Origin of the sequence: Bradyrhizobium ottawaense (assembly GCF_900099825.1) — a bacterium.
In the GTDB taxonomy this organism is placed as follows: domain Bacteria; phylum Pseudomonadota; class Alphaproteobacteria; order Rhizobiales; family Xanthobacteraceae; genus Bradyrhizobium; species Bradyrhizobium ottawaense_A.
Genome location: NZ_LT629693.1, coordinates 4480601 through 4500373, shown reverse-complemented (window position 1 = coordinate 4500373; position 19773 = coordinate 4480601). Strand labels below are relative to the sequence as shown.

Genomic DNA, 19773 nt, shown 5'->3' with positions numbered 1-19773 from the left:
TTACCTTTGAGACCGAAGTAACAGTACTGCAGTATTCGAGGTATAAAATGTGAGATATCTACTTTCTCACTTCTCTCCTCGAATGCCGCATTGCAATTTGACGACATTTTTCAAGTTGAAGCTGTGATCTAGATAACAAATCACGCGATTCGTAACGAATTAGCCATATTAACTGGAAATCAAGGATAAGGCTCAGTTAAAGCAGCCCTCAGTCTGAGAAACGGGCACGCGTCGGGAAGACAGATAAAATCTTACCTATCGCGGCGAGGCCACCTTTAGGCCGTTTCTTGCTTTCCAGCCAGCCCCCCTCTGGTTTTAAGCAGACGAAAACCTCCCCCGCCCATCCTGACGCCAGCGAAATGATCCGGTCACGAGCGGGCAGAACCAGCCCGTCGATGCCCGGACAAGGGGCGTCAGATGGGAATACCGGTTCAATTGCGCGCTTTGCGTGCGCTTATACTCGCCTGTGGCGTGGTCTGGTTCGGACCCGAAGCACCTGTGAGCGCCGGAACGCTGCTCTCGCCCGGACCTGCAACCCTGATCCGGAAGTCGGCCGAGCCGTTCGGGCTCTCCGCATCTTCCCTCACCAGCGGCGGGCTCTACGACAAATGGCAGGGCGTGCAGCGCCGTCTCGAGGATGAATTGGTGCAGCTCGCGCTGTGCGAGGGCGATCCCGACCGCTGTGCGTCGCCGGCCGCGCTGCAATTTCTCGCCATTATCGATGCCGCCAGGCTTCGCGAAGGCCGCGCCCGGCTCGGTGAGGTCAATCGCGCCGTCAACCTCGCGATCCGCCCGGTGAGCGATCTCGCCCAATACGGCCAGATCGACGTCTGGAGTTCGCCGCTGGTTACCCTCGCCAGGGGCGGCGGCGATTGCGAGGACTACGCGATCGCGAAATTCGTTGCGCTGCGCCTCGCCGGCATCGCGCCCGAGGACCTGCGAATCGTGGTCCTGCACGACACAATCCATGGCGACGACCACGCGGTGGCCGCCGCGCGGCTCGATGGCCGCTGGCTGACGCTGGATAACCAGCGCATGGCGATGGTCGAGGATGCCAATGTCAGAAATTACCGGCCGACATTCGTGATCGACCAGCATCAGGTGATGCGATACGTCGACACGCCCTTGCTCGCCAGCGCGACCGGACCAATCCCCGCAGCGCCGCTCGCCGTGGGTTCGCTGGTCCGACCCGCCCTGGTCGCGCCCGCCGGCGAGGTCCCGGCCCAAGCCGATTGACAAACATCCGCCCAGCAACTTCATTGCGCGGCGAAGGCTGAGAGGCTGCGGCCATAACGGCACGACGCTGTTTTCTGCAGCTGTAGTGTTTCCCTTTGGCGTTTCTGTTTGACGTCTCCTCTCTTGATCTTCGTTGGGGCGGGATTCGAATGCGCATCATCATGCTGGCTGCCGCGGCAGCCCTGATCGGGACGGCGTTTTCCGTCCGCGCCGAAGGCACGCCCGAATCCGACCGCTCACTGCGCGACACCCTGCCGCTGTTCGAGACCAATCGCTGCGCCGAAGTCAGGGACACCGCGGGGCAATTATTCTGCGGCGATCCAGAACTGCGGAGCGCCGGCGCGCGGCTGAACGCCGCGGTGCAGGAGCGGCTGAACCGGATCGCCGATCGCCGGATGGCGATCGAAGAGAACGTCGAATGGATCGCAAGCCGCAATCTGAGTTGCGGAATCTTCGACCGGCAAGGCACTGCCAACCTGCAAATTGTCCCGGTCAAGGCCTGCCTGCTGAAGCAAACCGAAGAGCGGATCGCGATCCTGAACGATCCGAATTTCGATTGTCTCGCCACCAACACCCCCGCCGGGACGCTGATCTGCAGCGATCCTTCATTGGCGATCGCCGACAGGGAGCTCAACGGCCAGGTTCTCGCGCTGATCGGCAGAATGAAGGAAGACGAGGCCCGGAACGCGTTCGCCGAATATGCCAGATGGACCCGCAACCGCGACCGCAGATGCAACCTCACCGACAAGGACAACGTGCCGCTGACGGAATTGTCGTCATCGGAAGCCTGCCTGGCGGAATACATCGCGCGGAAAACCGCGGAGGTCGACGCCGCCAAGGGCGATCCAAAGCGTGTGTTCGGCCGCCTGACGTTCTCCCGGACACCGGACGCCGATGCGGTCGATCTCTGCGTCGCGCAGATTCATGCGGCCAACGCCTGCAGCGATTTCCTCAGGATCAGTCGCATCATCCAGATCGACACCGAGGTGTCGGCGGAACAGGCGCTCGTCACCGCCGAAGTCGAAATGAAGGTTGTTTCGCCCTTTGCCGTCTGCAGTCCCATTGCCTCGAGCTGCACCGGAACCTGCTGGGACCTGAGATCGGGACAAGCCAAGTCTGTGCCGGGAAGCCGTGACAGTCTGCCGATCGCGCACCGGCTCCGAATCGAAAAATCGTTCGCGTTTCAGAAGACCGACAACGGCGACTGGCGTTGCGACACGCCCGTGCTGCAGCCGATCGAGCTCGGGGTCGCGCTGCGCGGCCCGTAGAGACGATGCGTGCGGAGTCGCGGCGAAGGCTTGCATACAAGATACCGGGCTCCGCTCGACTTGAATCGCCACGCGATGCTGCGGTGCAGCCGGATGCGCGCTGCATCCGGAGCCGCGTCGCATTCCGCTTGGCAAAACATGACGACACAAATTTTCTCTTTTTGTTTTCGTTGCCACCTGTGATTGACGCCGTCCTTTGCACCGGCATACCATCTCGACAGATCCGCTAGAGATCGTTGGGAGGAATGAGAATGACACGTTCGCCGCGCGTTGATTTCGCTTGCCGTTTTTTTCCTGAAGCCAGAGCCGGACTGCATCGGCCCGCGCGTCTCACGCAGATGGCGATCGCGATCGGGCTGGGTCTTGCGCTATCCGCCGGCTCCGCGTTCGCGCAGACGAAAGCATCGCCCGAACATATCAAGGCCGTCACCTCGGCGGTGGACAGCACCTCCATCAAGGCCAATACGGCGACATCGAACGACTGGCCGACCATCGGCCTCGACTATGCCGAGACCCGCTTTTCCAAGCTCAACCAGATCAACACCGACAACGTCAAGAAACTGGGGCTGGTGTGGAGCTACAGTCTCGATTCCTCGCGCGGCGTCGAGGCGACGCCGGTCGTGGTCGACGGCATCATGTATCAGACCGCGTCGTGGAGCGTGGTGCACGCCATCGACGCCCGCACCGGCAAGAAGATCTGGAGTTTCGATCCCGGCGTCGACCGCGAGAAGGGCTACAAGGGCTGCTGCGACGTCGTCAACCGCGGCGTCGCGGTCTACAAGGGCAAGGTGTTCGTCGCCGCCTATGACGGCAGGCTGATCGCACTCGATGCGGCCACCGGCGCCAAGGTGTGGGAAAAGGATACGCTGATCGATCACGATCATTCCTACACCATCACCGGCGCACCGCGCGCCTTCAACGGCAAGGTCGTGATCGGCCAGGGCGGCGCGGAATATGGCGCGCGCGGCTACGTCACCGCCTACGACACCGAGACCGGAAACCAGGCGTGGCGCTGGTTCACGGTGCCCGGCGATCCGTCAAAGCCGTTCGAAGACGCGTCGATGGAAGCGGCCGCCAAGACCTGGGACCCGGCCGGCAAATACTGGCTCAATGGTGGCGGCGGCACGCCGTGGGACAGCATGACCTACGATCCTGATCTCAACCTCGTCTTTATCGGCACCGGCAACGGCTCGCCATGGAACCGCAACGTGCGCAGCCCGTCCGGCGGCGACAATCTCTATCTGGCGTCGCTGGTGGCGCTGAATGCCGACACCGGACAATACGTCTGGCACTATCAGGAAACGCCCGGCGACCACTGGGACTACACCTCGACGCAGCCGATGATCCTCGCCGACATCAATATCGATGGCGCGCCGCGCAAGGTTATCCTGCATGCGCCGAAGAACGGCTTCTTCTTCGTCATTGACCGCACCAACGGCAAGTTCATTTCGGCGAAGAACTTCGTCGACGTGAACTGGGCCACCGGCTACGACGCCGACGGACGGCCGATCGAAGTGCCGGCGGCGCGCGGCGATGAGCCTTACGACAGCATTCCGGGTCCGTTCGGCGCCCATAACTGGCATCCGATGTCGTACAATCCGCAAACCGGTCTGGTCTATCTGCCGGCGCAGGGCGTGCCGCTCAATCTGACGCCGGAAAAATCCGTGGTCCAGAACGCGCCGACGCCCGGCAAATTCGGCGGCACCACCGGCTGGAATGTCGGCTTCGTCCTCAACGGCGAACCGCCAAAGGCCCCGGCGTTCGGGCGGCTCGTGGCGTGGGATCCGGTCAAGCAGAAGGAAGCCTGGCGCGCCGAATATGTCGCGCCGTGGAACGGCGGCACACTGACCACCGCCGGCAATCTGGTGTTCCAGGGCACCGCCGATGGACGCTTCATCGCCTACAACGCAACCTCCGGCGAAAAGCTCTGGGAGACGCCGACCGGAACCGGCGTGGTCGCCGCGGCCTCGACCTATATGGTCGACGGCAAGCAGTATGTCTCGGTCGCGGTCGGCTGGGGCGGCGTGTTCGGCATCTCGCAGCGCGTCACCGAGCTGCAGAGCCCGGGCACCGTCTACACCTTCGCGGTCGACGGCAAGGCGCCGCTGCCGTCGTTCGTGAAGTACCAGACCGAAGGGCTGCTCGCGGGCGTGAAATATGATCCGAAGGACGTTCCCGAAGGCACCGCGATCTATGTCGCCGCCTGCGCCACCTGTCACGGCGTGCCCGGCGTCGACAAGGGCGGCAATGTCAGAAACCTTGGTTACGTCTCGCCGGAGACCATCACCAACCTGAAGGATTTCGTGTTCAAGGGCCCGTTCCGCGACCAGGGCATGCCGGATTTCTCGGGCAAGCTGACGGAAGCGGATGTGGTGAAGATCCAGGCCTTCATCCAGGGCACCGCCGACGCGATCCGGCCGAAATAGCCGTTGTCATTCCGGGGCGATGCGCAGCATCGAACCCGGAAGTTCGAGATTCCGGGTTCGCGCTAACGCGCGCCCCGGAATGACAGCCAGAACAAAAGGGCTGCGCGAGACCATCGCGCAGCCCTTTGTCGTAGAAGGCGAGACCAACCTCAGAACATCAGGTTGTCCTTCACCAGCACCCAGCGGCCCTTCTGGATCTGTTGAACCTGGGTGATGGTGTTGGCGAGGTGATCGGTCTTGGAGAACTTGGTCGGCGGCGAGCTGAAGATGTCGAGGAACTTGTCGCCTGATTCCAGCGCATCAAGCATCTTCTGCCCCGTCAGGTCCTTGCCGGCCTTGTTGGCGTAGAAGGCAAAGGTCTCGATCGCATTGTAACCGATGATCGCCTGGGTATTGGCGTCGGTGTTGAACATCTTCTTGTAGTTGGCGAGCCAGTCCTTGACCTTGCCCTTGGCGGTGTCTTCGTAGGGAATTTCGAAACCTGACGCGGCGTAGAGGCCTTCGACCGCTTCCTTGCCGAGCGTCGGCACTTCGAGCACGTTGGTCGGGGTAGCGCCGAGGAAGGTGACATCCCAACCGAGCTTCTTGGCTTCGCTCATCGCGCCGATGGTTTCGCGGATCACGGTACCGAGCAAGACCATGTCGCAGCCGTCGGACTTCATCTTGGCGACCTGCGCCGAGAAGTCGGAGGCGCCGCGCTTGTAGCTGGTCACCGAGGCCGCCGACACCTTCATCGCAGCAAGCTGCTGCGTGAAGCCGTCAAGCACATTCTTTCCGTACTCGTCGTCCTGATGCATGATGCAGGGCTTCTTGAAGTTCTTCGCCTCCATCATCCATTTCACCGCCGCCCGCGTGCTCTCGACATAGGGCAGCAGATTGTTGAACTTCAGCCGTTCCTGCGGCTTGGCCGGATCGAACTTGAAGGTGAATTCGGCCGCCGTCAGCGGGAACAGCTGCAGTACTCCGGCGTCGAACAGGATATCCTGCGCGGCGAGCACGGTCGGCGAGCCCATCGGGCCGATCATGGCGAAGATCTTGTCGCGCTCGACCATCTTCTGCGACGCCAGCACCGCCTTCTTCGGATCGTAGCCGTTGTCCTCGAGGATCATCTTGAGCTTGCGCCCGTTGATGCCACCGGCGGCGTTGATCTCCTCCACCGCCATCTTCATGCCGTTGGAAACCGGAACGCCCCAGACCTTGATCGGGCCGGACAAATCCTGATGGGTGCCGATCACGATCTCGTTGGCCGAGATGCCTTCACTGGTAACCTTGGTCTGGGCCGCGGCCGGCAGATGGGTCAGCGCAAGGGCGCTCACCGCAAGGCCTAACGCCCTCAACGATTTCGACATTGCAAACTCCTCCTTGTTGGCCCGTGTTGAGCGAAGGCTGGGGCCTTACGATCCTTCGCCGCTTCTACAAGTCCCGCTGCGGCTCACGCCACCGCCCGCTCGCGATACATGGCATCGATCTCGGCGGCATAACGCTTGTTCACGAAGCTGCGCTTCAGCTTCATGGTCGGCGTCAATTCCTCGTCCTCCGGCGTCAACTGGCGCTCGATCAGAAAGAACCGCTTGATGGTTTCGACCCGCGCGAAATTGACGTTGACCGTCTCGATCTCGCGCTGGATCAGATCCTGGATTTCGGCCGCGCGGCACAGGCTGGCGTAATTGGTGAAGGGAATGTCGTGGTCCTGCGCGAATTTCTCGACATTCTCCTGGTCGATCATGACCAGACAGGTCAGATACGGCCGCTTGTCGCCGATCACCACGGCATCGGAAACGTAAGGCGAGAATTTTAGCTGGTTCTCGATTTCCGACGGCGTGATGTTCTTGCCGCCCGAGGTGATGATGATGTCCTTCATCCGGTCGGTGATCTTGATGAAGCCTTCATTGTCGATCGAGCCGACGTCGCCGGTATGCAGCCAGCCTTTGGCGTCGATGGTCTCGGCGGTCTTTTCCGGCTGGTTCAGATAGCCCATGAACAGGTAGTCGCCCTTGATCAGGATTTCGCCCTGCGGGGAGATCGCGACCTCGCCCCACGGCGCGGCCTTGCCGACCGAGCCGAGCTTGATGCGATCGTAGGGCATCACGGTAGCGACGCCGCAATTCTCGGTCTGGCCGTAGACCTCGCGCATGTCGAGGCCGAGCGCGAGATACCAACGGATCAGATCAGGCGCGATCGGTGCGGCACCGGTGAAAGCCAGCCGGCAGCGATCGAGCCCGAGCATGCGGCGGATATTGCGGAACACCAGCCAATAGGCGGCGCGATTGGCCAGCCGTAACGACAACGGCGGCGTGTCGCCCTCCAGCCGGTAGGTGGCCATGCGGTGGCCGATGGCGAGCGCATGGCGGTACATCCAGTTCTGGAAAGCGGTCGCGTCCTTCAGGGCGATCGTGATGCCCGAGTAGAACTTTTCCCAGATCCTGGGCACCGCGAGGAACGCGGTCGGCTGCACCTCGCGCAGATTGTCCGGCACCGTCTCGGGGCTTTCGGCGAAATTCATCACCGAGCCCAGCGCCAGCGAAAGGTAATAGCCGCCGACCCGCTCGGCGACATGGCACAGTGGCAGGAACACCAGGCGTTCCTCGGCGTCGGTGGATGGAAACAGATCGTTGGCGTGGCGCATCTGATGCGTCACGCTGCGGTTGGAGTGCATCGCGCCCTTGGGCGGGCCGGTCGTGCCAGAGGTGTAGACGAGAATGGCGAGATCGTCGGCGCCGCGGCTTCCGACCATCGCATCCCACAGCGCTTCGTTAGTCTGCGCATGGTTGCGCCCGAGCGCCATGAATTCAGCCAGCGACAGCACCATCGGATCGATGAAGCCGGCGAGGCCTTCCATGTCGAACACGACGACCTTCTGCAAGGTCGGGCAACCCGCGCGGCACGACAGGATCTTGTCGAGCTGCTCCTCATCCTCGGCAAAGATCACTTTGGTCGCGGAATCGTTGACGAGGTATTCGACCTGGACCGACGAGTCGGTCGGATAGATCCCGGACGACACGCCGCCGGCACAGAGGATGCCCATGTCGGCATACACCCATTCCGGAACCGCGTTGGAAATGATCGAGGCGACGTCGCCGGGCTTGAAGCCGATGGCGTGCAGGCCGTAGGCGATATCCCTGGAGATCTGCAGCCATTGCCGCCAACTGGTCGGCTGCCAGATGCCGAACTTCTTTTCGCGGATCGCCGGCCGGTCGCCGCGCGTCTCCACGCCGAGCAGAAAACTCTTCGCGATCGTGTCGGCGACCGTCAGCACTGCCGGTCCGGCCATGCTCGCTTCCTCCCTCTCTCGCCTGCCCCGAACGCCGGTTTACCGGTCTTGTTTTCGAAACAGGCCCTGAATTTAGCCCCAACTCAGTCAGAACGCCATGCGCCTAACTGTCATCCTTACGGCCAATGCCTTCGACGCCGATATCGCTGCCGCCGGGGATCTACCGCCAGAGCTCAACCGTCGGAGCACTACCGCCAGGTCTTTTTCTTCTTCCAGCGCCGCTCGCCGCGGGCGCCCTCTTCCTTGGCGCCGAGGTAGAATTCCTGGATGTCCTTTGAATTCATCAGCCGCTCGCAGGTGTCGTTCATGACCACCCGGCCGATTTCCAGCACATAGCCGTAATGCGCCGTCTCCAGCGCGATCTTGGCGTTCTGCTCGACCAGCAGGATCGACATGCCCTGCTCCTCGTTGACGCGCTTGATGATGGTGAAAATCTCCCTCACCAGAATCGGCGACAGTCCGAGCGACGGCTCGTCCAGCAGCAGCAATGTCGGGCGGTTCATCAACGCCCGCCCGATCGCCAGCATCTGCTGTTCGCCGCCGGAAAGCTGCCCGGCCGGCTGGTTGATCCGCTCGCGCAGCCGCGGGAAATATTCGAACACGCGCTCGAGGTCCTCGGCGACGCCGTCGCGATCGCTGCGCGGATAGGCGCCCATCATCAGGTTTTCGCGCACCGAGAGGAACGGAAACACTTCCCGCCCCTCCGGCACATGACTGAGGCCGAGCCGCACGATCTTGTCGGCTTCCATGCGCTGGATCGACTTGCCGAGAAATTCGATCGAGCCTTTTTGCGGATCGAGAATGCCGGAAATGGTCTTGAGCACCGTGGTCTTGCCGGCGCCGTTGGCGCCGAGCAAGGTGACGATCCGGCCGCGCGGCACTTCGAGGCTGATGCCTCGGATGGCCATGATCGGCCCGTAATAGCTCTCGATGTTGCTGAGCTTGAGGATGATGTCGGGTGCGCTCATGACCTCATCCTCATGCGCCGAGATAGGCGGCGACGACGTCGGGATGGCGCTGCACCTCGGCGGGCGAGCCCATCGCCAGCACGCGACCGTAATTGAGCGCAATCACCCGGTCGGACACCCGGTTGACCAGCGTCATGTCGTGCTCGACCATCAGGACGGTGATGCCGAGTTCGGTCTTCATGTCGCGGATCCAGAACGACATGTCGCTGGTCTCCTCGACGTTCAGACCGGAGGACGGCTCGTCCAGCAGAATCAGCTTCGGCTCGGAGCACAGCGCGCGCGCCAGCTCGATCACCTTGCGGACGCCGTAGGGCAGCCCCGAGATCAGCTTGTCGCGATAGGCTTCGAGATCGAGAAATTCGATCACCTGCTCGACGCGGCGGCGATGCGCCTTTTCGTTGGCGCGCACGCTCGGCAGGAACAGCAATTCCTGCCAGAGCTGCGTGGTCGAGTGGCGATGGCGGCCAACCAGCAAATTGCTCAGCATGGTCGCATTCTCGAACAGTTCGATATTCTGGAAGGTGCGGGCAATGCCGAGGCCGGCGATCTGGTAGGCCGGCGCAAGCGTGATGTCCTGGTCTTCGAAATAGATCTTGCCGGAGGTGGGCGGGTAGATCCGCGAGATCAGGTTGAAGATCGAGCTCTTGCCGGCGCCGTTGGGACCGATGATCGAGAGGATCTCGCCCTTCTCGACCGCGAAGCTGACGGAATCGACCGCCTTGAGGCCGCCGAAGTGCAAGGAGAGGTCTTCCGCACGGAAATAGCTCACCGGTTCCGCTCCGATTTCACGTAAATCTTCTGCCGCTTGAAGGTGGCGCGCTTGTAGAGCGGGAACAGCTGGAAGAAGAGCTTGATCTTCAGCCAGCGTCCGTAAAGGCCGAGCGGCTCGAACAGCACGAACAGCACGATGATGATCCCGTAGATCGCGCCCTTGAGGCCGTTGGCGGACGCAAACGCCGCGGCGTTACTCTGAATGCTGTCCGCCGTAGCCTTGCCGGCGCCGAACGTCGCGGCAACGCCCGCGATGATGCCGGGCACGTCGTCCTTCAGGTAAGTCAGGAACGGATCGATCATGACCAGGAAGATCGCGCCCAGCACAGCGCCGTGCAGGCTGAAGGTGCCGCCGATCAGGATCACGATGATGAACTCGATCGAGAGCTGCAGCGTGAACATTTCCGGGCTGATAAAGGACAGCTTGTGGGCGAACAGCACACCGGCAAATCCGGTGATCGCCGCACTGATCGCGAACGACTTCACCTTGTAGAGCGAGACGTTGATGCCCATGCTGCGCGCCGCGGTCTCGCTGTCGCGGATGGCGACGAAGGCGCGGCCCGTGGGCGAGCGCAAGAGATTGAGCGTGCCGACGATGGTCAGGGTCAGCACCGAAAGGCAGAGGAAATAAAACACCGGCCCATCGCGCGGCACCGCGCTGCCGAACAGGGTCATGGTCTTGACGCGCATGCCCTCATTGCCGTGGGTCACGCTTTCCCAGCGCGCCAGGATTTCCTCGACGATGAAGGCAAAGGAGATCGTCGCGATCACCAGATAGATGCCCTGCAGCCGCAGCGCCGGGAATCCGACCAGCGCGCCGACCACGCCGGTCAGCAATCCCGCGGCCAGGAAATACACCGGAAAAGGCACGTTGAACTGCTGCAGATAGGCTGCCGTATAGGCGCCGATGGCGAGAAATGCGGCGTGACCGAGCGACGCCTGCCCGGTGAAGCCGGTCAGGATCATCAGCCCGACGCCGACGGTGGCGTAGATGCAGACGAACACCAGCTGGCTGACGATGTAGCTCGACAGCACGAACGGCGCGATCACCAGCAGCGCCAGCAGGACACCGTAGGAAACGATGTAGCCGCTGTGCGGAAACAGCCTGATGTCGTCCTCATAGTCGGTCTTGAACAGGAACCGCATCAGACCTTCTTCCGCGTACGAAGCCCGAACAGGCCTTCGGGCTTGAGCAGCAACACCACGAGCAGGACGATGTAGGGCGCGACGTCCTTCCAGCCCTGCGGCAGATAGAAGCCGGCCATGCTTTCGATCACGCCGATCAACACGCCGCCGACCACGGCGCCGGGGATCGAACCGAAGCCGCCGAGCACGGCGGCCGGAAATGCCTTCAACCCAAGTACCAGGCCGACATTGGAATGAATGAAGGTGATCGGCGCCAGCAGCACGCCGGCGCAGGTTGCGACCGCCGCCGAGATCGCCCAGACGATCGAGACCACCCGCTTGACCGGAATGCCCATGTAGTAGGCGGCCAGCATGTTCTCCGAACTGGCGCGCATCGCGGTGCCGAGCGTGGTGCGGTTGAAGAACAGATAGAGCAGCGCGCAGAGGATCACGGTCGCCGCGATCACCGAGAGCTTGTCATAGGCGAGCACGAGGCTGCCGATCCGCAGCACGCCCTGGCTGAACGGTGTCTCGATCTTGAAATCGTCGGTGCCCCAGATCATCCCGACCACCGAGCGCAGGAAATAGCCGAGCCCGATGGTGGCCATGATGATGGAAAACTGCGGATAGCCGAGGATCGGGCGCACCACCACGCGTTCGGCCAGCATGCCGAACAGCGCCATCGCCGCAACCGCGCCAGCGAATCCGATCCAGTAGTTGAGGCCGAGCATGGCGATGAACGTGTAGGCGAAGAATCCGCCCAGCATCATCAAATCGCCCTGGGCGAAATTGACGACTTCGGTGGCCTTGTAGACCAGCACGAAACCAAGCGCGATCAGGCCGTAAACGCAGCCAAGCGCGATTCCGCTCACCAGCTGCTGAACGAAGTCCAGCATGATTTCCCTCCCCCGGATGCCCGGCAATTCTGTCGATTGCCTGTCGCATCCTGCCTTCGCGCCGACGTGTCGGAAGCGCTGAAGGCTGCATATGTCCCGATACAGTTGAGCCTAAAGCCCCGAGCCCTGTCAACAAACCGCTGGTGGCCGTCCCGGGCGGAAATTGCGGAGAAATGCCGCAGCCGTGCGAAGGTGCGCGGTTCGGCGCGATTTGGGGTGCGCGATTCACCGCACCGAAAGTTCTTCGGTCCATGGTGCGCAACGAGAACGCGAAACCCTGGATCGCCCTGAAATCATGACATCAGATGTATCCGCGCTCGAGGTGCGAGGGTTAACCAAGCGTTTTGACCGCCCCGCGGTCGATGCGCTCGACCTGACCGTTCGCACCGGCGAGTTCTACGCCCTGCTCGGCCCCAACGGCGCCGGCAAAACCACGACCCTGCGCATGGTGGCAGGCCTGCTGCGGCCCGACGCCGGCTCTGTCTCGATATCCGGCATCGACGCGCTCGCCGATCCCGTTGCCGCCAAGCAGGTGATGGCCTGGGTGTCCGACGAGCCGATGATTTATGACAAGCTGACGCCGCTCGAATATCTCGAATTCGTCGCCGGCCTCTGGGGTATCGATCCCGCGGTGTCGGAACCATCAGCGCACCAGCTTCTGGTGTCGCTCGGCCTGGAACCGCATCTGCACGAACGCTGCGAGGGGTTTTCCAAGGGCATGCGCCAGAAGGTCGCGCTGGCAGGCGCGCTGGTCCACGACCCCCGGTTGATTATTCTCGACGAACCGCTGACCGGCCTCGACGCGCTGTCGGCGCGTCACGTCAAGGGACTGCTCGGGGATCGCGTCCGCGCCGGCTGCACCGTGATCATGACGACGCATATTCTGGAAGTCGCCGAACGGATGGCCGACCGAATCGGCGTCATCGCCGCGGGCCGTCTGGTCGCCGAGGGCACTTTGACCGAACTGCGCCAGCAGAACGGCCGCACCGATACCAGCCTCGAAGACATGTTCATCGCTCTCGTCGAGACCGAGGCTGTGGCCGCATGAACGCGACGGCGGCGCTGAGCTGGTTTGCCCGGCACGAGATCCGGCTGGCATGGCGCGAATGGATCGCCATGATGACCGGCAGCCGCGGCAAACGTAAGCGCGCCGTCATTGGTTTGATTTTATTTGCCGCCATCATGCACCTGCCGGCCTGGGCCGTGATCGGCCGCTTCGCCGACCTGCAGCCGCCGCTCGACAAGTCCACCCTCATCGTCATCACGGCGACCATCTTCCTGGCCTGGGCGTTGATGCTGTCGCAGGCGATCGAATCGGTAACGCGCGTGTTCTACGCCCGCGCCGACCTCGATCTGATCATGTCGTCACCGGCGCCGCTCATCAACGTGTTCTCGGTCCGGATCGCGGCGATCGCATTGTCCGTCGCCGGAATGGCGCTGCTGTTGTCGACGCCCTTTGTCGACGTGCTGGTGATCGGCGGCGGTGCCCGATGGCTTGCCGCCTTCGGCGTCGTCGTTGCGATAGGTCTATCGGCCGCGGCCGTTGCGATCGCGGTTACGGTGATGCTGTTCCGGCTGATCGGGCCGAGCCGCACCCGGCTGGTGGCGCAGATCCTGGCCGCGATCATCGGCGCCGGCTTTGTGATCGCGCTGCAGGTTGCCGCAATCCTGTCTTACGGCACGCTGTCGCGGTTTACGGTGCTGACGTCGGACGCCGCAGCAGCCTATGCGCCCGGTCCCGACAGTCCGCTGTGGTGGCCGGCGCGCGCCGCGATCGGCGACGGCGAGGTGCTGGCGCTGCTGGTGGCTTTCAGCCTCGTGCTGCTCGGCGGCGTGATGGCGATCTTCTCGCCGAAATTCGCCGACACCGTCGCGCACGTCTCGGCAACATCCATGACCACCCGCCGGGCGCCGCGTGCCAGCGCGTTCCGTGGCGGTTCGCGGCAGCAGGCGCTGCGCGCCAAGGAATTCCTGTTGCTGCGCCGCGACCCCTGGCTGGTGTCGCAGAGCCTGATGCAACTGCTCTATCTGGTGCCGCCGGCGCTGATGCTGTGGCGAAGTTTTTCCGAGAGCTCGGCCGCGATCGTGCTGATCACGCCCGTGATCGTGATGGCGGCGGGCCAGCTCGCCGGCGGTCTCGCCTGGCTGACGATCTCGGGCGAGGACGCCGCCGACCTGGTCGCGACCGCGCCGCTGCCGCCGCAGCGCGTGACCCGCGCCAAGATCGAGGTAGTCTTGATGGTGATCGGCATCATCTTCGCGCCGCTGATCGTAGCCCTCGCCTTTGCCTCCGTCATGCAGGCGGCGATCACCGCGCTCGGCGTCATCGTCGCCACCGCGTCCGCCGCCGCGATCCAGCTCTGGTTCCGCGTGCAGGCCAAACGCAGCCAGTTCCGTCGCCGCCAGACCTCGTCGCGGCTGGCGACATTCGCCGAAGCCTTCTGCTCGATCGGCTGGGCCGCCACCGCGGCATTGGCGGTCTCGATCCCGATCGCCGCTATCGTCAGCGGCGCCATCACCGCCGGCATCCTTGCGGCGACGTGGAAGATCAGCCCGCGGCGGGGATGAGAGCTACTGCTTCTCCAGCTTCGCGCGCGTAATGACGTCGCCCCAGCGCGCGATTTCCGCTTCGATGAACGGGATCATCTCCGCCTTTTGCTGCATCATCGGGCGGGTGCCGAATTTTTCAAAGTGGTCGCGCACGCGTTCCGAGGTCAGCGCCGCATGCGCGGCCGCCGCCAGCCGGTCGACCACGGGCGCGGGCGTTCCCGCGGGCACCAGGATGCTGGACCAGCTCTGCGTGGTCATGTCCTTCAGGCCGAGTTCGGCCATGGTCGGCACGCCGGGCGTATTGCGCAACCGCTCCGGCGCGGTCGTTGCCAGCACCTTCAGCTTGCCGGCTTCGACATGCGGGCCGACCGAGACCGGATAGTCGAACATGACATCGACGCGCCCGGCAATCAGGTCGTTCAGCGCCGGCGCGCTGCCCTTGTAGGGCACATGCAGCATGTCGATCCCGGCGACGGTCTTGAACAATTCGGCGACCAGATGCGTCGCGGTGCCGACACCCGACGACGCGAACGTCACCTTGCCGGGGTTGGCCTTGGCATAGGCGATGAAGTCGGCCACCGAATTGTAAGGCGCGCCCGCATAGGCAACGAACAGGTTCGGGGACTCGCCGACCAGATGAACCGGCAGAAAACTCGTCAGGGGATCGTAGGGCAGGCTTTTCCGCAACGAGACGTTGGCCGCCATCGTGCCCTGGGTGCCGTAGATCATGGTGTAACCATCGGGCTTCGAACGCGCCACCTGCTCGGTGCCCACCGTCCCGCCGGCGCCGGCACGGTTGTCGATCAGCACCGACTGGCCCAACGCCTTCGACATCTCTTCCGCGACAACACGGGACGTAGTGTCGGTGATGCCGCCCGGCGCGAACGGCACCACCCAGGTAATGGGGCGAGAGGGAAATTCCTCGGCGGAGGCCGGTGCGATAAAAGCGATAGATGCCAGCAGAATCGCCGGCAAGACGTAGCACTTCGTCATGGAATTCCGCCCTGTGAAACTTTCTTGTCCTTCTCGGAGGACTTGCGGGCGGACGATGAAGGTTTTTGCCTGATGTGACCATGCGGCAAGGTCACCTACGCTCGCACCAGCTCCATCACCGCCGCCGCGAACGCTTCCGGCGCTTCCTGCGGCACATTATGACCGGCGCCCTTCACCACGCGATGAATGCGGCGGCCGGTGAACTTGGCGGCGCTGGCGCGGCCGTCGCCGGCGGGGAGCACGCCGTCGGCATCGCCATCCAGCGTGACTGCCGGCACCGTGATCGGCGGCAGCGGCGCCAGGCGGCGCTGCAGCTCCGCATATTGCGGATCGCCCGCCGCAAGGCCGAAGCGATGGCGGTAGCTGTGGATCACGACGTCGACATAGTCAGGGTTGTCGTGCGCAACCGCGGTGCGGTCGAAGGTGGCGTCGTCGAAATCCCAATCCGGCGACCAATCCTCCCACAGCATCCGCGCGATCTCGCGCCGGTTGGCGGCGAGCCCGGCACGGCCGCGCTCGATCTGGAAATAATATTCGTACCAGAGTGCAACTTCGTATCGCGGGTCGATCGGCACCATGGCGCGAGTGAGGTCCTGAACGAGGTAACTGTTGACCGTCACCATGCCGCTGCAGCGCTCCGGCCACAGCGCGGCGGCGACGCAGGCCGCGCGCCCGCCCCAATTGTGCCCGGCAAATATCGCGCGCTTGATGCCAAGCGCATCCATCAGCGCGATCACATCGGCGCCGATCGCCGCCTGCTCGCCCGAGCGAAGCGTCGCCGGATCGCGGAAACGCGTCGCGCCGAATCCGCGCAAGCAAGGCACGATGACGCGGCAGCCTTGCGCCGCGAGCAACGGCGCGACGTCGACATAGCTGTGAATGTCGTAGGGAAAGCCGTGCAGGAGGATCGCGACCGGTCCGTCGGTGGGAGCGGCTTCGTAGTAAGCGACGGTAAGCGGACCTGCATCCACATAGCGCAGCGGTTCCATCCGCTGCGATGACGGCGCGCGCGCCGGGCCCGCCGGTGCATCGGCCTGGGCAAACGCCCGGCCTGCAACTCCCGACAGGGCCGCGCCGATGATCAACCGGCGGCGATCGATCGAATCGGACATCGCTCAGCCCTTGATCAGCTCCATGACCGCCGCGGCAAACGCTTCCGGTTCTTCCTGCGGCAGGTTATGTCCGGCGCGCGGCACAACGCGATGGACGCGGCGGCCGGTGAATCTCGTCGCGCTGGATCGGCCGTCGGTGGCCGGGCTCACGCCATCGCCGTCGCCATCCAGCGTGATCGCCGGCACCGTGATCGGCGGCAACGCGGCCAGCCGCTGCTGGATATCGGCATAGCGCGGATCGCCGTCGGCGAGGCCAAAGCGGTGCCGATAGCTGTGGATCACCACGTCGACATAGTCAGGATTGTCGTGCGCGACCGCGGTCCGTTCCAGGCAGACGTCGTCGAACGGCCAGTTCGGCGACCACTGCTCCCACAATATTTTTGCAATTCCACGCCGGTTGGCCGCAAGCCCTGCCCGGCCGCGCTCCAGTTGAAAGTAATACTGGTACCACAGCGGAACCTCGCGCTCCGGCCGCGCCGGCACCATGGCCCGCGCAATATCCTGGATCAGGTAGCTGTTGACGCAGACGAGACCGATGCAGCGTTCCGGCCACAACGCCGCGCCGACGCAGGCCGCGCGGCCGCCCCAGTCGTAACCGGCAAACACCGCGCGCTTGATGCGAAGCACATCCATCAGCGCCATCATGTCGGCGCCCATGGCCGCCTGCTCGCCCGAGCGTGGCGTCGCCGGATTGAGAAATTTTGTTGGCCCATAGCCGCGCAAATAGGGAACGATGACGCGGCAGCCCTGAGCCGCTAGTTGCGGCGCGACGTCGACATAAGAGTGAATATCGTAGGGAAAGCCGTGCATCAGCATCACGGCCGGGCCATCCGCGGGCCCCGCCTCGTAATAGGCAATGTTGAGCACGCCGGCATCGACGGTGCGCAGCGGTTCCAGCCGTTTCGAGGAAGGCGCGCGCGGTGCGGGGGCATTTTCAGTCACGATGAACTCCCAAGGCAAACTTCAGGGCGAATTCCGGGGGCGTATTCCACACTACGGCATTGCGCTCCTTTGATGAAGCAAATCCGCTGCGCAGCCGCGCGCGTTTGTCATCATGACGTCTCTCGAATTGGGCGATACAGTGCCGTCAGCGGCTGCTGCCGCCGACAGGTCTTGCCATGCTGCGATCCCTTGTTGCCGCCACCGTCTTTCTGGGCTGGCTGATTACGCCTGCCGCCGCCGCGGAGCCGCTGCGCAGCGAATGCCTGGCGATGGCCAACGCGCCGCCCCGCGCGATCCCGGTCGGCCTTCGCCGTGTCGCCGCCAAACCGGAAGAGGTCGCGATCACCTATGTGGGCCATTCCACCTATTACATCGACACGCCCGGCGGTGTGCGGATCGCGACCGATTTCAACGGTGCCTACCGGACCGGCCGGCTGCCCGATGTCGTCACCATGAACCGGGCGCACTCGACGCACTACACTTTGTTTCCGGATCCGAAGATCGAGCATGTGCTGCACGGCTGGGGCGAGGACGGCCAGCCGGCGCATGTCGGTTTGCGCGTCGGCGACGTCTATATCCGCAACGTCACGACGGATATTCGCCGTTACTGGGGCGAAGGCGCCGGCGGCGAGATGATCAAGGACGGCAACTCGATCTTCATCTTCGAGGTCGCCGGCCTCTGCATCGGCCATCTCGGGCATCTGCACCACAAGCTCGACGAGACCCATTTCGCGGCGATCGGCCGGCTCGACATCGTGATGGTACCGATCGACGGCACCTACACGATGTCGCTCGACGGCGTTTCCGAGATCACCAAACGCCTGCGCGCTTCCGTGGTGCTGCCGATGCACCGCTTCGCCACCCCGCTCGACGAATTCATGCGCCTGATCGGCCAGCAGTTTCAGATCGACCAGCGCAGCGAGCGGACGCTGAAGATTTCAAGGGAGACGCTGCCGGCGACGCCGACGGTAATCATTCTGGATGGGGTTTGAGATAAAACATACAGGAAACTAACATCGTCATTGCGAGGAGCGAAGCGACGAAGCAATCCATTCTTGCTTTGCTGCTCCATGGATTGCTTTGCTTGCGCTCGCAATGACGAAAACAACAAAACCGAAAACTCAGGGAGTGAAACGATGACCAGTACTGCAGCCGCCGCCAAGAGCGGGCTCTATGCCGATCCGCGCGAAGACTGGCTTGCGCTGCACACCGAGGAAATCATCGACCCGGCGCGCCCGATCGTCGATCCGCATCACCATCTCTGGCACCGCGGCGGGCTGCACTACATGATCGAGGAGATGGCTGATGATGTCGCCTCCGGCCATAACGTCGTCGCGACCGTCTATGTCGATTGCCGTTCGATGTACCGCGCCAACGGACCGGAAGCGTTTCGCCCCGTCGGCGAGGTCGAGTTCGCCAACGGCGTCGCGGCGATGGCGGCCAGCGGCGGCTATGGCAAGGCCGCGCTCTGCGCCGGGATCGTCAGCCACGTCAATCTTTTGCTCGGCGAAGCAGCCCGGCCGGTGCTGGAGGCGGAAATCGTCGCCGGCAACGGCCGCTTTCGCGGCATCCGGCATTCCTCGGCCTGGGACGCGGATCCCAACGTCGCCGGCATGTACGCGACGCGGCCGCAAGGCCTGCTGCTGGATCCTGTCTTCCGCAAGGGCTTTGCTTGCCTCGCGCCGCTCGGCCTCAGCTTCGATGCCTGGCTGTTTCATCCGCAGATCGGCGAACTCACCGATCTCGCCCGCGCCTTTCCTGACACCAAAATCGTGCTCGACCATTGCGGCGGTCCGGTTGGCCTCGGCCGCTTCGCCGGCAAGCGCGAGGAGACGTTCCCGGTCTGGAAAGCCTCGATCCAGGAAATCGCCAAATGCCAGAATGTCGTCGTCAAGCTCGGCGGGCTCGCAATGTGCCTGCTCGGCTACGACTTTCATCTGCGGCCAAAGCCGCCGTCTTCGGAAGAAGCCGCCGCCGCGTGGCGTCCCTATATCGAGACTTGCATCGAGGCCTTCGGGCCCAACCGTTGCATGTTCGAGAGCAACTTTCCGCCCGACAAGGGCCAGTGCAGCTATCCGGTGATCTTCAACGCCTTCAAGCGGCTCAGCGCGCAATACAGCGAGGCTGAAAAGACCGCGCTGTTCTCGAAGACCGCGACCGACTTCTATAAACTGAAGTTCGATTGATCGCGACGGCGGTGGGCGCAAGAGCCCGG

16 protein-coding genes are annotated in these 19773 nt (G+C 63.4%); 7 read left to right on the top strand and 9 right to left on the bottom strand.

Going from position 1 to position 19773, the window contains the following annotated elements; translation table 11 throughout:
• The first annotated feature begins 417 nt into the window (after nucleotides 1-417).
• The 3 genes from BLR13_RS21020 to BLR13_RS21010 all read left to right on the top strand — a co-directional run bounded on the left by BLR13_RS21020 (nucleotide 418) and on the right by BLR13_RS21010 (nucleotide 4930).
• Nucleotides 418-1236 carry a transglutaminase-like cysteine peptidase gene (locus BLR13_RS21020; protein ID WP_079586094.1) on the top strand — a complete coding sequence of 273 codons (819 nt, stop codon included), beginning with the start codon at nucleotides 418-420 and terminating at the stop codon, nucleotides 1234-1236.
• A 149-nt stretch (nucleotides 1237-1385) separates the two neighbouring features.
• Nucleotides 1386-2504 carry a lysozyme inhibitor LprI family protein gene (locus tag BLR13_RS21015; protein ID WP_074819980.1) on the top strand — a complete coding sequence of 373 codons (1119 nt, stop codon included), beginning with the start codon at nucleotides 1386-1388 and terminating at the stop codon, nucleotides 2502-2504.
• 338 nt (nucleotides 2505-2842) lie between these two features.
• Nucleotides 2843-4930, top strand: a complete 2088-nt coding sequence (locus BLR13_RS21010) for a PQQ-dependent dehydrogenase, methanol/ethanol family (protein ID WP_079587858.1) — start codon at nucleotides 2843-2845, stop codon at nucleotides 4928-4930.
• A 149-nt stretch (nucleotides 4931-5079) separates the two neighbouring features.
• Here BLR13_RS21010 and BLR13_RS21005 read toward each other — a convergent pair whose 3' ends face one another.
• The 6 genes from BLR13_RS21005 to BLR13_RS20980 form a co-directional block, all read right to left on the bottom strand.
• The gene (locus BLR13_RS21005; RefSeq protein WP_074819981.1) at nucleotides 5080-6279 is read right to left on the bottom strand and encodes an ABC transporter substrate-binding protein; all 1200 of its coding nucleotides are present in this window, start codon (nucleotides 6277-6279) and stop codon (nucleotides 5080-5082) included.
• Nucleotides 6280-6362: 83 nt separating this feature from the next.
• Complete coding sequence (locus BLR13_RS21000; RefSeq protein ID WP_074819983.1) at nucleotides 6363-8201, bottom strand: AMP-dependent synthetase/ligase; 1839 nt, start codon at nucleotides 8199-8201, stop codon at nucleotides 6363-6365.
• A gap of 188 nt (nucleotides 8202-8389) precedes the next feature.
• Nucleotides 8390-9169: an ABC transporter ATP-binding protein gene (locus BLR13_RS20995; RefSeq protein ID WP_074819985.1), complete on the bottom strand. Its 780-nt coding sequence runs from the start codon at nucleotides 9167-9169 to the stop codon at nucleotides 8390-8392.
• A 10-nt stretch (nucleotides 9170-9179) separates the two neighbouring features.
• Nucleotides 9180-9938 carry an ABC transporter ATP-binding protein gene (locus BLR13_RS20990; protein ID WP_074819987.1) on the bottom strand — a complete coding sequence of 253 codons (759 nt, stop codon included), beginning with the start codon at nucleotides 9936-9938 and terminating at the stop codon, nucleotides 9180-9182.
• Nucleotides 9935-11086, bottom strand: a complete 1152-nt coding sequence (locus BLR13_RS20985; RefSeq protein WP_074819989.1) for a branched-chain amino acid ABC transporter permease — start codon at nucleotides 11084-11086, stop codon at nucleotides 9935-9937. Before BLR13_RS20985 ends, BLR13_RS20990 begins: the two co-directional genes overlap by 4 nt.
• A complete protein-coding gene (locus BLR13_RS20980) occupies nucleotides 11086-11961 on the bottom strand; it encodes a branched-chain amino acid ABC transporter permease (RefSeq protein ID WP_074819991.1) in 876 nt (291 codons plus the stop codon). Before BLR13_RS20980 ends, BLR13_RS20985 begins: the two co-directional genes overlap by 1 nt.
• A gap of 295 nt (nucleotides 11962-12256) precedes the next feature.
• Between BLR13_RS20980 and BLR13_RS20975 the strand changes: the two genes are divergently transcribed.
• Together BLR13_RS20975 and BLR13_RS20970 are read left to right on the top strand one after the other, a co-directional pair.
• Nucleotides 12257-13009 (top strand): ABC transporter ATP-binding protein, encoded by a 753-nt coding sequence (locus tag BLR13_RS20975; RefSeq protein ID WP_074819992.1) that lies wholly within the window; start codon nucleotides 12257-12259, stop codon nucleotides 13007-13009.
• Nucleotides 13006-14529, top strand: a complete 1524-nt coding sequence (locus tag BLR13_RS20970) for a permease (protein ID WP_074819994.1) — start codon at nucleotides 13006-13008, stop codon at nucleotides 14527-14529. The genes BLR13_RS20975 and BLR13_RS20970 overlap by 4 nt, the downstream gene beginning before the upstream one ends.
• A 3-nt stretch (nucleotides 14530-14532) precedes the next feature.
• On the opposite strand, the gene BLR13_RS20965 is transcribed toward BLR13_RS20970, so the two are convergent.
• From BLR13_RS20965 to BLR13_RS20955, 3 genes are all read right to left on the bottom strand, one after another.
• Nucleotides 14533-15504 (bottom strand): Bug family tripartite tricarboxylate transporter substrate binding protein, encoded by a 972-nt coding sequence (locus BLR13_RS20965; RefSeq protein ID WP_074819996.1) that lies wholly within the window; start codon nucleotides 15502-15504, stop codon nucleotides 14533-14535.
• Between the two features lie 95 nt (nucleotides 15505-15599).
• Nucleotides 15600-16616 (bottom strand): alpha/beta fold hydrolase, encoded by a 1017-nt coding sequence (locus BLR13_RS20960; protein ID WP_079586096.1) that lies wholly within the window; start codon nucleotides 16614-16616, stop codon nucleotides 15600-15602.
• 3 nt (nucleotides 16617-16619) lie between these two features.
• Entirely contained in the window at nucleotides 16620-17558 is a 939-nt protein-coding gene (locus BLR13_RS20955) for an alpha/beta fold hydrolase (protein WP_074831271.1), read from the bottom strand.
• A gap of 176 nt (nucleotides 17559-17734) precedes the next feature.
• On the opposite strand from BLR13_RS20955, the gene BLR13_RS20950 reads away from it, so the two are divergent.
• Nucleotides 17735-18550 carry an MBL fold metallo-hydrolase gene (locus tag BLR13_RS20950; RefSeq protein WP_074819998.1) on the top strand — a complete coding sequence of 272 codons (816 nt, stop codon included), beginning with the start codon at nucleotides 17735-17737 and terminating at the stop codon, nucleotides 18548-18550.
• Nucleotides 18551-18694: 144 nt separating this feature from the next.
• Nucleotides 18695-19744, top strand: a complete 1050-nt coding sequence (locus BLR13_RS20945; protein ID WP_074820000.1) for an amidohydrolase family protein — start codon at nucleotides 18695-18697, stop codon at nucleotides 19742-19744.
• Nucleotides 19745-19773: the final 29 nt, after the last annotated feature.

Bases quoted from the DNA above. Each gene is read 5' to 3' on its own strand.
- BLR13_RS21020 (WP_079586094.1), top strand. From the start codon at position 418: ATGGGAATACCGGTTCAATTGCGCGCTTTGCGTGCGCTTATACTCGCC.
- BLR13_RS21015 (WP_074819980.1), top strand. From the start codon at position 1,386: ATGCGCATCATCATGCTGGCTGCCGCGGCAGCCCTGATCGGGACGGCG.
- BLR13_RS21010 (WP_079587858.1), top strand. From the start codon at position 2,843: ATGGCGATCGCGATCGGGCTGGGTCTTGCGCTATCCGCCGGCTCCGCG.
- BLR13_RS21005 (WP_074819981.1), bottom strand. From the start codon at position 6,279: ATGTCGAAATCGTTGAGGGCGTTAGGCCTTGCGGTGAGCGCCCTTGCG.
- BLR13_RS21000 (WP_074819983.1), bottom strand. From the start codon at position 8,201: ATGGCCGGACCGGCAGTGCTGACGGTCGCCGACACGATCGCGAAGAGT.
- BLR13_RS20995 (WP_074819985.1), bottom strand. From the start codon at position 9,169: ATGAGCGCACCCGACATCATCCTCAAGCTCAGCAACATCGAGAGCTAT.
- BLR13_RS20985 (WP_074819989.1), bottom strand. From the start codon at position 11,086: ATGCGGTTCCTGTTCAAGACCGACTATGAGGACGACATCAGGCTGTTT.
- BLR13_RS20980 (WP_074819991.1), bottom strand. From the start codon at position 11,961: ATGCTGGACTTCGTTCAGCAGCTGGTGAGCGGAATCGCGCTTGGCTGC.
- BLR13_RS20975 (WP_074819992.1), top strand. From the start codon at position 12,257: ATGACATCAGATGTATCCGCGCTCGAGGTGCGAGGGTTAACCAAGCGT.
- BLR13_RS20970 (WP_074819994.1), top strand. From the start codon at position 13,006: ATGAACGCGACGGCGGCGCTGAGCTGGTTTGCCCGGCACGAGATCCGG.
- BLR13_RS20965 (WP_074819996.1), bottom strand. From the start codon at position 15,504: ATGACGAAGTGCTACGTCTTGCCGGCGATTCTGCTGGCATCTATCGCT.
- BLR13_RS20960 (WP_079586096.1), bottom strand. From the start codon at position 16,616: ATGTCCGATTCGATCGATCGCCGCCGGTTGATCATCGGCGCGGCCCTG.
- BLR13_RS20950 (WP_074819998.1), top strand. From the start codon at position 17,735: ATGCTGCGATCCCTTGTTGCCGCCACCGTCTTTCTGGGCTGGCTGATT.
- BLR13_RS20945 (WP_074820000.1), top strand. From the start codon at position 18,695: ATGACCAGTACTGCAGCCGCCGCCAAGAGCGGGCTCTATGCCGATCCG.